Origin of the sequence: Nocardia sp. JMUB6875 (genome assembly GCF_041154655.1) — a bacterium.
GTDB lineage: Bacteria > Actinomycetota > Actinomycetes > Mycobacteriales > Mycobacteriaceae > Nocardia.
The window spans coordinates 1-12,811 of the sequence record NZ_BAAFGR010000194.1 but is presented as its reverse complement, the minus strand read 5'-3'; the positions used below and the strand labels follow the sequence as shown (position 1 = coordinate 12,811).

Sequence of the window (12,811 nt, the reverse complement as noted above, 5' to 3'; positions counted from 1 at the left end):
CATCCGGCGGGCGGGTTCCGGGGCCGACCACGGTCAGCTCGGGTGGCGCCGTCGAATCCGACTGCGCGGCAGCACCATTCGCCGACCCCGCGGGGAGACCCGGCCTCGCCCCACGCGCCGTTCTCGCGGTCGGCTGACCGGGCAGCGGCTCGCCGCGGAGGATGGCGGTATTCAATGCCACCAGCGCGGGACCCGGATCGGCGCCGAGCTGATCGACCAGCCGGGTGCGCACCGTGGCGAAGACATCCAGGGCCTCATTGGTCCGGCCGGCGGTGGCGAGCAGTCGCATGAGGGTCGCGTGCGCGGGCTCGTCGAAGGGGTCGGCGGCGACGGCCTGCTCGGCGAGTTCGATGGCGGCGGGCAGATCGCCGACGGCTTCGCGGGCCGCCAGCTCCAGCGCGTCCAGGGCGCGGCGGCGAGTGGCGGCGAGGGTGGTGAGTTCCTCCGCGACCGGGCCGGGCGGGAGGTCGGCGGCGGGTTCGCCGCGCCAGAGGGTGCGGGCCGCCGTCACCGCTTCCAGGCAGGCCACCCCGTCCCCGGCGGCTCGAGCTTGCCGGGCTTGCTTTTCCAGCAGTTGCGCCAGGGTCAGATCGACCTGTTCGGGGGCGAGGACGAGACGGTATCCGGCCGGGCCGATTTCGAGCGCGCCCTCGGGCAGCGCGGAGCGTAGTCGCGAGACCTGGGTGTGCAGCGCGTTCATCGGGGAGCGCGGTGGATCCTCACCCCAGACCTCGTCGATCAACGACTGCGCGCTGCGGCTGCGGCCGGGGTGGATGGCCAGCGCCGCCACCAGCAACCGGGCCCGGGCTCCGGGTACGGCGGCGAGCGCACCGTCGCGGCGCACCGCGATCTCGCCCAGCAGAGCCACTGTGATGTCATCCAGCAGGGCCATCGGGGTCGAGTCGCCCGCGTCCACGGTCCGCGCGCTTCCCGTGCTGCTCGAACTGCCTTTTTCCGAGTTCATTCCTTGCCAATCGTAGGTGAGCGAACGAGCCGATGCCGGATGTGCCCGGACCCGGCTTACCGGATGGGACCGCCACGGCTCAACCGGATTTGCCGAGGCGGAGCCATCGGCGTCCGGTTGGGCCTAGGCTCATGCCATGGCCGAATTCGACATTCACCGGGAAACGGTCATCAAGGCCGATCCCGTGCAGGTGCAGGCGCTCATCGACGACTTCCATCAGTGGCGCAAGTGGTCGCCCTGGGAGGACACCGATCCCGCCATGGAACGCGTGTACAGCGGAGCCGATCGCGGCATCGGGGCCCGCTACTTCTGGAAGGGCAATCGCAAGGCCGGTCGCGGCGATATGGAGATCACCTCCGCCACCTCGGAGGAGATCGGCATCAAGCTGCACTTCGAGAAGCCCTTCAAGGCGACCAACCAGGTCCGCTTCGAATTCCGCCCGGCGGGCGACACCACGGCGGTGACCTGGCGCATGACCGGCGAGCAGAACGGCCTCATGGCGCTCTTCGGCAAGCTGGTGCCGATGGATCGCCTGGTGGGCAAGGACTTCGAGAAGGGACTGGCCCAGCTCAAGGCCGCCGCGGAGGCCTGACCCGAACACTGGCCGACTCGGACAGGCGCGGCCGCAAGAGATCGCATTAGGCTGCGGTGCATGGCTACAGCAGCGCAGTGGATCGAGGGCGCGCGGCCGCGCACCCTGCCCAACGCCATCGCCCCGGTGTTGGCGGGGACGGGGGCGGCCGCCTCGATCGGGGGGTTCGTGTGGTGGAAAGCGGTACTCTGCCTGCTGCTTTCGGTGGCCCTGATCATCGGTGTCAACTACGCCAACGACTACTCCGACGGCATTCGCGGCACCGATGACGAGCGGGTCGGCCCGCTGCGGCTGGTCGGTTCCAAGCTGGCCGCCCCGGCGGCGGTCCGCAATGCCGCGGTCGGCTGCCTCGCGCTCGGCGCGGTGATCGGCCTGGTGCTGGTGGCCACCACCGCCTGGTGGCTGATCCTGGTGGGCGCGGCCTGCCTGGCCGGGGCCTGGTTCTACACCGGCGGCCGGAACCCGTACGGGTACAGCGGTTTCGGCGAGATCGCGGTATTCGTGTTCTTCGGCCTGGTGGCGGTGCTGGGCACCGAGTTCGTGCAGGCCGAGCGGATCGAATGGGCCGGGCTGGCCTGCGCGGTGGCGATCGGGTCGTTCTCCAGCGCGGTGCTGGTCACCAACAACCTGCGCGATATCCCGACCGATACCGAATCCGGCAAGCTCACCCTGGCCGTACGGTTGGGCGACACCCGCACCCGCACACTGCATCTGGTGCTGCTGGCGGTGCCGTTCGTCGCGAGCCTGGTGCTGGTGGCGCGCACGCCGTGGGCGCTGGCCGGGCTGCTCGCCCTGCCGCTCGCGCTCAAGGCCAACGAGCCGGTGCGGTCCGGCAAGGGCGGGCCGGGTTTGATTCCCGCTCTTGCCGGTACCGGTCTGGCGATGCTGGTCTGGTCGGTCCTGACCGCCATCGCGTTGACGATCTCGGGGCTCTAGCCCTCGGTCGTCGGCTAATCCTCGTCCGGAACCAGGATGCCGAGCACCCAGTTCACCAGCGAGATGATGATGCCGCCGAGCACCGCGGCCCAGAAGCCGTCCACCCGCAGGCCGTAATCGGTGGTCTCGGTGATCTTCGCGGTCAGCCACAGCATGAGCGCGTTGATCACCAGCAGGAACAGGCCCAGCGACACCACGATGAAGGGGAACGAGAGCACCTTCACGATCGGTTTCACCAACGCGTTCACGATCGCGAACACGACGGTGATGGCGGCGATCACCAGGATCTTGCTCTGGGTGGTGTCTTCGGGGGTCTTGATCTCGATGCCGTTCACCCAGGCGGCGGCCAGCCAGATGGCCACCCCGTTGATCAGCAGACGTATGAGGAGCGTCATGCCCCCGATCGTAGGGCGAGATCATCGCGGAGGCCGGACATCCGGCGCGCGGCGCGGACCCGGTCAGGCCGCGCGGTCCAGGTAGCCGGTCACCGCGTCGCGCAGGGTGTGCCGCGCGCCCTCGTCCCCGAGCAGGCGCTGGGTGACGGGGTTGGGTGCGCGCAGCACGGCCAGCATCAGGTGTGCGGCCTCGATCCGGTCGTCCCCGCGGGTGAGCGCCTCGCGCAGCGACAGCTCGACGATCTTCTTCGATTCCTTGGTGAACGGAATGTGGCCGCGCGGGCCGCCTTCCGAACCCCAGTACTTGGACCAGCGCGAGCCCTCGGCGGGCACGGCCGCCTGGTCGAGGGCGTTCTCCCCGAAGGTGGCCTCCAGGCTCTCGCGCACGGCGTCGAGGTCGATGCCGATGGAACGCAGGGCCGCCGCGTCCTCCTCGCCGAGCGGCTCACCGGTCCGCTTGCGGGCCAGCGCCGCTCGCACGCCGTCGGCGGTGAGGCCGTGCGCGGCGAGGATCTCCCGCAATCCCTGGTCCGGACTGGCGAGCAGACCGAGCAGGACGTGCTCGACCTCGATGGTCGACGAGCACAGGTCCCGCGCTTCCTCCTGGGCCATCACGATCGCCGTTTTGGCCGCCTTGTCGAATCGTTCGAACATCAGCGGATACCGCCCTTCCGGTTGTACTTCTGGTGGACCGCCTGCCGGCTGACCTCGAGCGCGTCCGCGATGGCCTGCCAGGACCAGCCCTGCTTGCGGGCATTGGCGACCTGAATGGCCTCGAGCCGCTCGAGCAACCGGCGCAGCGCCAGCACCGCGCGGAGCCCGACCTGCGGGTCGGGGCTGCCGGCAGCGGCCGCCAGAGTCGTTGCTTCACTCATGAGTGTCAATTTACGTTGACATTCGCGGCGCGTCAACGAAAATTGACACGAAAGAAAGGGCGTTCGCCGTCAGCGGACATCGGCCGACGGCGGGGGGTTATCCCCAGGCGGTGAACGGGGCGTACTCGCGCACGACTTCAGCCCAGCCCCAATGGGTTTCGGGGTCGACCGGCACTCCGGCCTGCAGGCACAGCCGCCAGCCGCTCGGCGCCTTCTCCCAGATGTCCCCGTCACGATCCTGATAAAGCCCGAAAGCCGCAGGCTCCCAAGCATTGCCGAGCCCGACGGACGCCGACGGTGCGGCCGTGCCGCGCGCCGTCGTGATCACCCAGGGTCCGACTGTGACGTTCACATCCAAAACCGGCCGCGGTTGCTGCCCCAATTTCACTCCCGTTTGTTGTTGTCTCAAACTATTGGAGCAGAACGGATTACCGATCGGCCTCCCGCCCGGAGACCGAGCGGGTATCCGTGGGCAACCACGCGTGTACCCGACGGCCATACAAGTAAGGTCAGCCTAAGTAATGGATGGAGTTCCCACGTTCGGCGAGTACATTCGCCAGCGCCGCACCACCGCGAACCTCACGCGTCCACAGCTGGCCTGGTTGGCCAACCTCTCGGTGCCCTACCTCACCAAGATCGAAGGCGGCGCCAATCCCTCGCGCCGCGTCATCGAATCCCTCGGCACCGCACTGAAATTGCCGACCGCCGAGTTCGAGTACTCACTGGTGCTGGCCGAGGGCCCGCTGCCGCGCGTCGAGGCCGACCACCCCACCCCGGCCGATCAGGAGTACCTGGATCTGCTCAATCCGGCCATCGGCGCCTACACCACCGAACTGTGGGACATCGTGGCCGCCAATGCCGCGCACCGCCAGTACTTCCCCGAACTCGACCCCGGCACCAACTACCTGGAATGGCTGATCTTCAATCCGATCTCGCGCACCGTCATGGTGAACTGGGACAGCGAGATCCGCATGGCGGCCGGCCGGTTCCGGTTGCAGCTGGCCCGCAGCGGCGAGAACGAGCGCGGCGGGCAGATCCTGGAGAAGTGCCTGACCGATCCGGACTTCGCGCTCATGTGGCGCTCCGATTCGGTCGCGACCGAGCGCGCCAATCTCATCAAGCTGGTCCGGGACCCGCAGACGCTGGCCATCACCGAGTTGCGCATCAATATGTGGCGCACCCAGTCGACATTGCAGTCGTGGATGCTGGTGCTCGGCGCGACGGTGGATCGGCCCACCGCGGTGACCCGTCCGGTGGTGCGTCAGCGGCCCGAATCGTCAAGCCCTATTAACACCACTTCGGGCCAACAAAACCGACCGGTGCGACCGGAACACACTGCTTTAGCTAACGACCCGACCCCGACAAAACCCCTACAGCAAATATATGGCAATCGCAAAGATGGGTGATCGACGGTCATCAGCCGACCCGTCGTGCCGTGCGAAAACTAGCCCGACCAAGTACCGGTGGCGATGAATTCGGTCAGCACCGCGGCCGGCTCGGTCAAGCTCAGCCCCTGGTCGGCAACCCATTCGTCATTGAAATAGGTTCCGGCATAACGGTCTCCGCCATCACAGAGCAGCGTCACCACGCTGCCGGTGCGCCCCTCCGCGATCATGTCGGCAATCAGGGCAAAGGCGCCCCAGAGGTTGGTGCCCGTGGATCCGCCCACCCGCCGGCCGAGCACCTCGCCCGCATGCCGGGCGGTCGCCACCGAGGCCGCGTCGGGCACCTCGATCATGCAGTCCACCACGGTCGGCACGAACGACGGTTCCACCCGCGGACGCCCGATTCCCTCGATCCGCGAAGGCATTCCGGTCTGATATGCCAGGTCGTCGACCTCGTAGCCGCCGTAGAAGGCCGAATTCTCCGGATCCACCACGGCCAGCCGGGTCGGGTGCCGCTTGTAGCGCAGGTAACGGCCGATGGTCGCGCTGGTGCCGCCGGTGCCCGCGCCCACCACGACCCACTCCGGCACCGGGTGCGTCTCCAAAGTCATCTGCTGAAAGATGGATTCGGCGATGTTGTTGTTGCCGCGCCAGTCGGTGGCGCGCTCGGCATTGGTGAACTGGTCCATATAGTGGCCGCCGGTCTCGTCCGCCAAACGCGCTGCCTCGGTATAGATATCGGGAGCGCGCTCGACCAGATGGCACCGCCCGCCCTGCGCCTCGATCAGCGCGAGCTTCTCCGGCGAGGTCTTGGCCGGGACCACGGCCACGAAGTCCAGGCCCAGCATCCTGGCGAAATACGCCTCGCTGATGGCGGTCGAACCCGACGAAGCCTCCACCACCGTGGTGCCTTCGGTGACCCAGCCGTTACAGATGGCGTACAGGAACAGCGATCTCGCCAGGCGGTGTTTGAGACTGCCTGTCGGATGTGTGGATTCGTCCTTCAGATAAAGCTGAATGCCCCACTCGGCGGGCAGGGGATAGCGCAGCAAATGCGTATCCGCGCTGCGCTGGGTGTCGGCGTCGATGAGCCGGACGGCATTGTCGACCCAGTCCCGGGGTGCGCTGCGATCGCAGCGCTTCACTGCTCTTCCTTGCCCTGCAGCCGCGACATCAGCTGCTCACGGTCCTTGCGGCGCTTGGCGTCCACCGCGGCGATGTCCCGGTTGACCTGCGCGCGCAGCTTCTTGAACAGCAGCAGCGACAGCGGCATGGCGATGAGCAGGCCGAACAGCAGCGCGACGATGAGCGGGATGGAAACCTGCACGGCCGCGGCCACACCCATGATGATCGCGGTGATGACGGCGACCAGCCCGAGCCGGGCCACCGTGTAGAGGGCCAGGTTTCGGGCCAGGCGGCGGCCCGCACTCGGGGTCGGGGTTGCGTCACTCACGCAGAACAGCGTAGGTGACCGGACGGCGGTCGCCGCCGGTGGCCCGAAAGGTCGCTGGAGATTCGCTGGGGCGAGGTCAAACGTGACTGTAAACACATAACGGATATCCGTTTTGTCTATTACTCCCCCTTTACCAAAGCGAGACCGTTCGAACACCCGGGGGTCGCGGTGCAACGATGTCGCTACTGATGAGGGATCTGTCGAAACGGAAAGGTTTGCGAATGACTGCGTTCACCGCGGCGAGCCGCGCATTGGGTTCCGTCAACGGCCAGGACACTCTGCTCACCCCTGGCCAAGTCGCTGCCCTGTTCCACGTTGACCCGAAGACCGTGACCCGATGGGCTCACGCGGGTCGGCTGGGCTCCCTGCGGACTCCGGGCGGCCACCGCCGGTTCCGCGAATCCGAAGTCATGCAACTCCTGCGGTCCCTCACCACCGAGGCCCGCGTGTAACACCCATTCATTTCAGGGTTTGCCGCATTTCAGGGTTTACAACCCGCTTCACGTGCCCCGGGTACGCACTCGGATTACCCTCGTTGTCAGGAGGTGAGCGACGTGACGTACCTGTTGGCACTCATCGCGGTGGTGGCGATCGCGATGCTGTGCTGGAAGGCTTTCGGCCCCCAGCGATCGGCCGGCATCGGCCCAGCACCCGCCCGGCGCAACCGCGTCATCGGTCCCGAGGACGATCCGGATTTCCTCGCCAAGCTGTCGCGAGAGCATCGCGACGGCGAATCCACCTGAATTACCGAAGCTCGCCAACCAGTTAGCCAATAGACAGATGTGACCGTCCCCCGCGGAATCGCGCCAGCGCACCCGCGGGGGACGCGTCGTCTCTCAGGCGAACACCAGTTCCGGGATGGTCGCCATCAGTTCTTCCCATTCCGGGTACAGCTCGACCTTGCGGCGATGCAGGGCCTCGATCTTGGCGGCCAGCTCCGGGTCCGGATCATCCGAAATGTCCGGTCCAATCACGAGTTTCGCGAAATGCGGGGCGATCTCGGGGTCCCCGGCCAGATGCACCGGGTCGTGTAGATAGCGCTCCAGCGCCGCCAGATCCGCGATGCCCACGCAGAACGCGTGCGTCAGCCCCTCCGCGGGATCACCGAGGTGCTGCCCGACGGTCGAGAAGCTGACCGAATCCACCGAGGCCGTGCGGCGCATGGCCGCGAGCACCTCGTCTCGCTGCTGCTCGGTCGTCTCGTCGCGGAAGCGGAACCGTAGTACGTGCACGATCATGCCAAACTCCTTGAATTGAACTAACTGGTTCAATTTTCGATACCAGCAAGTCCAAGTAGACAATATTGAACGCATGAGTTCAATAGGACGAACGACTGGGTAAGATGAACCGGTGACCACAGCGAAGGCGAGCCGCGGCCGGATCGACAAGCGGCGGGCCATCCTCGAGGCGGCGCTGACCGTCTTCGCGCGGCGCGGCTACGCGCAGGCCTGCGTCCAGGAGATCGCCGATGCGGCGGCGGTCGCCAAGCCGACCGTCTACAACCACCTCACCGACAAGGAAACCTTGTTCCGCGAGGCGATTTCGGCCGCGGCGGAGACCGTCGGCGAGCAGGCGCTGACCGCGCTCGAACCGCTGCGCGAACCCGGCGAGCTCGACGCGGCCGTCGGCGAGACCGCCCTCCTGCTGCTGCGTGCCTGCTCCGACGACCGCGCCCTGGCCCTGCACCGGCTCACCTACGCGCAGGCCGCCGATTTCCCGGACCTGGTCGATACCGTGCTGGCGCGCACCACCATCCGGCTGCGCGAAACCCTCGCCGACCGGCTCGCCCGCCTGGCCCTCGCCGGTCGGCTACGGCACGGCGACCCGGATGTCGCGGCCGAACAGTTCCTCGCACTGCTCAGCGGTCCGCTGGAAATCCGTTCGCGGCAAGGCGGCCGGACCGTCCCGGCGGCGGAGTTGCGGGCCGTCGCCGATGCGGCCACCGACACCTTCCTGCGCGCCTATCGCGCCTGAGGATTCCGGGGTCATACTGGGCAAGTCTTGTTCCACAGCGGTTCCCGTTCGGGAGGTACCACGATGGAGCGTCAACAGAATCTGTCCCAGGATGCCCGCCGCAAGGCCGGTAACGAGCAGGCCGCGGCCCGCCGGGCCGAGCGCCGGGATCAACTATCGGACCGGAACCTGATCCTGCAGGAGTCGGGCGGGGATTACGAAGCGCCCACGCGCCTCGATTTCATGGCCGACGCCTAGCCTTCGTAACGCACGGGATCGACTGCCGCGCGGCGAAAATGACTGCGGGGCGGGAGGTTTCACCCTCTCCGCCCCGGCATATCGCGCGCGTCAGTTGCTGAGCGCGTCCTCTTCGGCCTTGCGCCTGAGGTTTTCGGCGACCTCGGCCTCCCATGCCTGGTTGGCCTTGGTGGTGTCGACCTCGAATTCGAAGCGCTGCACCGACTTCGGGTCGATGTCGGCGACGTCGACGTAGAACTGCTCGTACCAGCGGCGCAGCTGGTAGACCGGGCCGTCCTCCTCGGTGAGCAGCGGATTCTCGATCTTGGACTTGTGCTTCCAGATCTCGACGTCCTGCAGGAAGCCCTCGCCGATGCCCTTGGTCATCTTCGCGGCGATCCGATCGGCGGCGGCATCGTCGATACCGGTCGGCTTGCGGACCGACATGCCGTACTGCAGCACGAAGGCGTCCTGCGAGATCGGGTAGTGGCAGTTGATCAGCACGGTCTCGAGTTCGAAACCGCTGTAGTTGTTGATCAGCGGATTGACCATGTAGGACGGGCCGAAGTAGGAGGCCACCGACTTCAGCGTCGAATTGCCGCCGTACTGGGTGGCCATGCCCTTGTCGGGGCGGGCCGTGGAGTCCAGGTACTGGGTGGCGACATGGCCCTCGAAGACGTTCTTGAAGAACGTCGGGTAGGCGAAGTGGATGTAGAAGAAGTGCGCCATGTCCACGACGTTGTCGATGATCTCGCGGCAGTTGGAGCCCTCGATCACCATGGACTCCCAGGTCCAGTCGGTCCAGCCGTCGGCGAGCGATTCCGAGCCGCTGCCGTCGGCATTGGTGAACGGGCCCTCGATGTAGGGGATCGTCACCTCGTCCGGCGGCGGGTTGCCCTCGTGGTCGTGCCAGATGAACAGTTGGGCATTGCGCTCCAACGTGATCCACGAGCGGGTGCGGGCCAGCGGCGGGACGCGCCGGGCGTACGGGATCCCGGTGCACTTGCCGTTGCCGCCCCAGCGCCAGTCGTGGAACGGGCAGGCGATGGAATCGCCCTTGATCTCGCCCATGCTCAGGTCGCCGCCGAGGTGGCGGCAGTAGGAGTCGAGCACGTGCAGCTCGCCCTTGCTGTCGGCGAAGATCACCAACTTGGTTCCGAACGCCGACACCTGGTGCGGCTTGCCGTCGCGGAACGATTCGGCCAGCCCGAGACAGTGCCAGCCCCGGGCGTAGCGGGTCGGTGCGGTACCCACATCGATCTCGCGGACCTTACCGACCCGACCCTGTGGCGCCACTGCCATGATGAGCCTCCCCATCGAAAAACTAGAACGTGTTCTAATCACGGACGCTTAATACGGTACAACGCGTCCGGTACTCACGGGTAGGCCCCCGGGAAAAAGATGTCCCGGCCGCACCGCTGATCGGGATCCAGCGCACGGCCGATGGGGACTGCCGGGGCAAGCCCCCAAACGCCGGGGGCGACCGATCAGCAAAGACCGGATATTCTTCAGCCTGATCGACGCCCGGCCCAGCCGAAATTCGGTTTCGCCGGGCGTTTTCGCGTTCTCGGGAGGGAAAAGATGGCCACCACCGGTACGGTGCCCGAACAGGGCACCGTCGAACCCGCCGCCGAACGGGCGCCGTTCGCCTGGAAGGGCGTGCTGGCGGTGTCCTTCGGCTTCGCCGCGATCATGGGGATCGCCGCGGCGCGGATCAACTACTTCGGCGACGAGCTGTACTTCGTCGCGGCCGGACGGCGGCTCGCGTGGGCCTACCCGGATCAGGGACCGCTCGCGCCGTTCGTCGCGCATCTGATGGATTCGATCGCGCCGGGTTCGGTGCTGGTGCTGCGGATTCCGGCGCTGGCCCTGATGGCGGCCGCGGCCGTGCTGTCCGCCGCCACCGCGCGGGAACTCGGCGCGGGGGCGCGGTATCAGATCCTGGCCGCCCTGGCCTACGCCGTCTCACCGCTGGCCTTCGACCAGATCCAGCTGATCACCCTCACCTTCGACATCCCGCTGCAGGCGCTGATCATCTTCCTGCTGATCCGCTGGGTGCGCACCCGCCAGGACTGGCTGCTGATCGCCGCCGGTGTCGCGGCCGCGGTTGCCTTCCAAGCCAAATGGATGGTGCCCGGCGTGTGGGCCATGCTCGGCATCGGCGTGCTGGTGGCCGGGCCGCGCGAGGTGCTGCGCCGCCCCGCGCTCTACATCGGCACGCTGATCATGGTGCTGGCCATGGTCCCCGGCATCATCTGGCAGCAGCAGCACGGCTGGGTGGAATCCCAGATGACCGAGATCATCGCGCAGGAACAGCACGCCGCCAACACCGGTCCGCTGATCTGCGCCATCGAGATCGCCGTCCAGTGCGGCCTGATCGGCGGCCTGCTCAGCATCTTCGGCCTGTGGGGCCTGTTCCGCCTGGAAGCCCTGCGCCCCTACCGTTTCGCCCTCGTCGCGGGCCTGATCCTGGTCGCCGTGGTCCTCGTCGAAAACGGCCGCTCCTACTACGTCGCAGGCTTCTGGCCCGCCCTCCTCGGCGCGGGCGCCTACGCTCTCGGCACCGTCGAGGCCAAGCAACTACACCGCCGCCTGGTCAACGGCCTAGCCGTGGTCTCCGCATTGTTGTTCACCGCCTGGATGATCGCCATCCCCCTCCCCAAGAGCCTGATCTCCAGCCCCATCAACGACCAGGCCGCCTACTGGATGCGCGAATCCTGGTTCGGCCCCGACGGTTACGACACCTTCACCGCCGCCGTCAACGACGCCGTCCAATCCCTCCCCGAATCCGACCGCAAGAACACCGCGGTCGTAGCCGCCGCCTACGTCCAGGCCAGCGCCTTGGAGGAATTCGGCCGCGACTACAACCTTCCCCCCGTCTACAGCCCCAACCGAGGCTTCGGCTACTTCGGCCCACCCTCCGACTCCGCCCGCACCATCGTCTACCTCTCCGTAGACGGCGTAGGCGACAAGGAATTCCTCTCAAAATTCGCCACCACCACCGAATTCCGCAAAATCAACAACCCCAACGGCCTCCCCGGCCTGGAACGCCTCATCACCGTCTACATCTGCCACGACCCCCTGAAGCCCTGGTCCGAAACCTGGCCCAGCCTCCAAACCCTCACCTTCCCCAGCGGAATCTGACTCCAGCACAACGAAAATGCCGCCCGCCCCTTGCAGGGGCGGGCGGCATTTCTTTGGTCTAGAGCCTGGTCAGTTGAGGCCGGCGTAGCTGTGGAGGCCGCTGACGACGATGTTGATGATGAAGAGGTTGAAGAGCATGGCTACGAAGCCGGCGATGTTGATCCAGGCGGCCTTGGTGTCGCGCCAGCCGGAGGTGGCTCGGGCGTGGAGGTAGGCGGCGTAGAGGACCCAGGCTATGAAGGAGCAGGTTTCCTTGGGGTCCCAGCCCCAGAAGCGGCCCCAGGCGGCTTCGGCCCAGATGGCGCCGAGGATTACGCCGGCGCCGAAGATGGGGAAGCCGATGATGGTGGTGCGGTAGGCGAGGCGGTCGAGGAGTTGGGCGTCGGGGAGGCGGCGGGCCAGCTGGCCGAAGATGTTGTCGGATTCGTGGCCTGCGGGCTGCCAGATTCGGTAGAGGAAGAGCAGGCTCGCTACGCCGGAGACCAGGAAGACGCCGGAGCCGATGGAGACGACGGTTACGTGGACGGGGAGCCAGTAGGACTTGAGGGCGGGGACCACGGGGGCCGCGTCTACGTGGAGTTTGGTGCCTGCGAGGAAGAGCAGGATCAGGACCGGGGTCAGGAGGAAGGACCACATGCCTCGGTAGCGCTGGTCGCGCAGGAGGACCAGGCCCAGGCCGACCGCGGCGGCGGTCGCCATCGAGATGAACTCGAACATGTTGCCGAGGGGGAAGCGGTGGGTGGCGAAGCCGCGCAGGACGATTGACGCCGCGTGGATGCCGAAGCCGACGAAGAGGACGGCGAAGGCCATGTTGCCCAGGCGTTCCGGGAAGGGGCGGCCGGGCGCGCGGGGGGCCACCTTGCCGGAACGCCTGGGC

Annotated in this window: 18 protein-coding genes; 8 read left to right on the top strand and 10 right to left on the bottom strand. The window is 67.1% G+C overall.

The window, feature by feature from the left end; genetic code table 11:
- A partial coding sequence (locus ACAM49_RS33915) for a BTAD domain-containing putative transcriptional regulator (protein WP_369639632.1) occupies positions 1–892 on the bottom strand: 892 nt, incomplete at its 3' end.
- 208 nt (positions 893–1,100) lie between these two features.
- On the opposite strand from ACAM49_RS33915, the gene ACAM49_RS33910 reads away from it, so the two are divergent.
- Both ACAM49_RS33910 and ACAM49_RS33905 read left to right on the top strand, forming a co-directional pair.
- Positions 1,101–1,556, top strand: coding sequence for an SRPBCC family protein (locus tag ACAM49_RS33910; RefSeq protein ID WP_369639631.1), 456 nt, complete (start codon positions 1,101–1,103; stop codon positions 1,554–1,556).
- Positions 1,557–1,616: 60 nt separating this feature from the next.
- Complete coding sequence (locus ACAM49_RS33905; RefSeq protein WP_369639630.1) at positions 1,617–2,492, top strand: 1,4-dihydroxy-2-naphthoate polyprenyltransferase; 876 nt, start codon at positions 1,617–1,619, stop codon at positions 2,490–2,492.
- A gap of 14 nt (positions 2,493–2,506) precedes the next feature.
- Here ACAM49_RS33905 and ACAM49_RS33900 read toward each other — a convergent pair whose 3' ends face one another.
- From ACAM49_RS33900 to ACAM49_RS33885, 4 genes are all read right to left on the bottom strand, one after another.
- On the bottom strand, positions 2,507–2,887 hold the full coding sequence (locus ACAM49_RS33900; protein WP_369639629.1) for a phage holin family protein: 381 nt from the start codon (positions 2,885–2,887) through the stop codon (positions 2,507–2,509).
- Between the two features lie 63 nt (positions 2,888–2,950).
- A complete protein-coding gene (locus ACAM49_RS33895; protein ID WP_369639628.1) occupies positions 2,951–3,541 on the bottom strand; it encodes a Clp protease N-terminal domain-containing protein in 591 nt (196 codons plus the stop codon).
- The gene (locus ACAM49_RS33890; protein ID WP_369639627.1) at positions 3,541–3,762 is read right to left on the bottom strand and encodes a helix-turn-helix domain-containing protein; all 222 of its coding nucleotides are present in this window, start codon (positions 3,760–3,762) and stop codon (positions 3,541–3,543) included. Before ACAM49_RS33890 ends, ACAM49_RS33895 begins: the two co-directional genes overlap by 1 nt.
- 97 nt (positions 3,763–3,859) lie before the next feature.
- Entirely contained in the window at positions 3,860–4,114 is a 255-nt protein-coding gene (locus ACAM49_RS33885) for a hypothetical protein (protein ID WP_369639626.1), read from the bottom strand.
- Positions 4,115–4,283: 169 nt separating this feature from the next.
- Here ACAM49_RS33885 and ACAM49_RS33880 point away from each other — a divergent pair, with 169 nt between their 5' ends.
- Complete coding sequence (locus ACAM49_RS33880) at positions 4,284–5,168, top strand: helix-turn-helix domain-containing protein (protein WP_369639625.1); 885 nt, start codon at positions 4,284–4,286, stop codon at positions 5,166–5,168.
- A gap of 38 nt (positions 5,169–5,206) precedes the next feature.
- Here ACAM49_RS33880 and ACAM49_RS33875 read toward each other — a convergent pair whose 3' ends face one another.
- Positions 5,207–6,292 (bottom strand): PLP-dependent cysteine synthase family protein, encoded by a 1,086-nt coding sequence (locus tag ACAM49_RS33875; RefSeq protein WP_369639624.1) that lies wholly within the window; start codon positions 6,290–6,292, stop codon positions 5,207–5,209.
- The gene (locus ACAM49_RS33870; protein ID WP_369639623.1) at positions 6,289–6,600 is read right to left on the bottom strand and encodes a DUF4229 domain-containing protein; all 312 of its coding nucleotides are present in this window, start codon (positions 6,598–6,600) and stop codon (positions 6,289–6,291) included. The genes ACAM49_RS33875 and ACAM49_RS33870 overlap by 4 nt, the downstream gene beginning before the upstream one ends.
- Before the next feature lie 221 nt (positions 6,601–6,821).
- On the opposite strand from ACAM49_RS33870, the gene ACAM49_RS33865 reads away from it, so the two are divergent.
- Positions 6,822–7,052: a BldC family transcriptional regulator gene (locus tag ACAM49_RS33865; protein WP_369639622.1), complete on the top strand. Its 231-nt coding sequence runs from the start codon at positions 6,822–6,824 to the stop codon at positions 7,050–7,052.
- 102 nt (positions 7,053–7,154) lie between these two features.
- The gene (locus tag ACAM49_RS33860; RefSeq protein WP_369639621.1) at positions 7,155–7,343 is read left to right on the top strand and encodes a hypothetical protein; all 189 of its coding nucleotides are present in this window, start codon (positions 7,155–7,157) and stop codon (positions 7,341–7,343) included.
- 93 nt (positions 7,344–7,436) lie between these two features.
- Here ACAM49_RS33860 and ACAM49_RS33855 read toward each other — a convergent pair whose 3' ends face one another.
- Positions 7,437–7,838, bottom strand: coding sequence for a Dabb family protein (locus tag ACAM49_RS33855; RefSeq protein ID WP_369639620.1), 402 nt, complete (start codon positions 7,836–7,838; stop codon positions 7,437–7,439).
- Between the two features lie 112 nt (positions 7,839–7,950).
- Here ACAM49_RS33855 and ACAM49_RS33850 point away from each other — a divergent pair, with 112 nt between their 5' ends.
- Both ACAM49_RS33850 and ACAM49_RS33845 read left to right on the top strand, forming a co-directional pair.
- Positions 7,951–8,574: a TetR/AcrR family transcriptional regulator C-terminal domain-containing protein gene (locus ACAM49_RS33850; RefSeq protein WP_369639619.1), complete on the top strand. Its 624-nt coding sequence runs from the start codon at positions 7,951–7,953 to the stop codon at positions 8,572–8,574.
- 63 nt (positions 8,575–8,637) lie between these two features.
- Positions 8,638–8,811, top strand: a complete 174-nt coding sequence (locus tag ACAM49_RS33845) for a hypothetical protein (protein WP_369639618.1) — start codon at positions 8,638–8,640, stop codon at positions 8,809–8,811.
- 90 nt (positions 8,812–8,901) lie between these two features.
- Here ACAM49_RS33845 and ACAM49_RS33840 read toward each other — a convergent pair whose 3' ends face one another.
- On the bottom strand, positions 8,902–10,092 hold the full coding sequence (locus tag ACAM49_RS33840; RefSeq protein WP_369639617.1) for a Rieske 2Fe-2S domain-containing protein: 1,191 nt from the start codon (positions 10,090–10,092) through the stop codon (positions 8,902–8,904).
- Between the two features lie 279 nt (positions 10,093–10,371).
- Between ACAM49_RS33840 and ACAM49_RS33835 the strand changes: the two genes are divergently transcribed.
- Positions 10,372–11,934: a glycosyltransferase family 39 protein gene (locus tag ACAM49_RS33835; RefSeq protein ID WP_369639616.1), complete on the top strand. Its 1,563-nt coding sequence runs from the start codon at positions 10,372–10,374 to the stop codon at positions 11,932–11,934.
- A 69-nt stretch (positions 11,935–12,003) separates the two neighbouring features.
- On the opposite strand, the gene ccsB is transcribed toward ACAM49_RS33835, so the two are convergent.
- Positions 12,004–12,811: c-type cytochrome biogenesis protein CcsB (ccsB, locus tag ACAM49_RS33830; RefSeq protein WP_369639615.1), on the bottom strand; the 808-nt coding region annotated here is incomplete at its 5' end.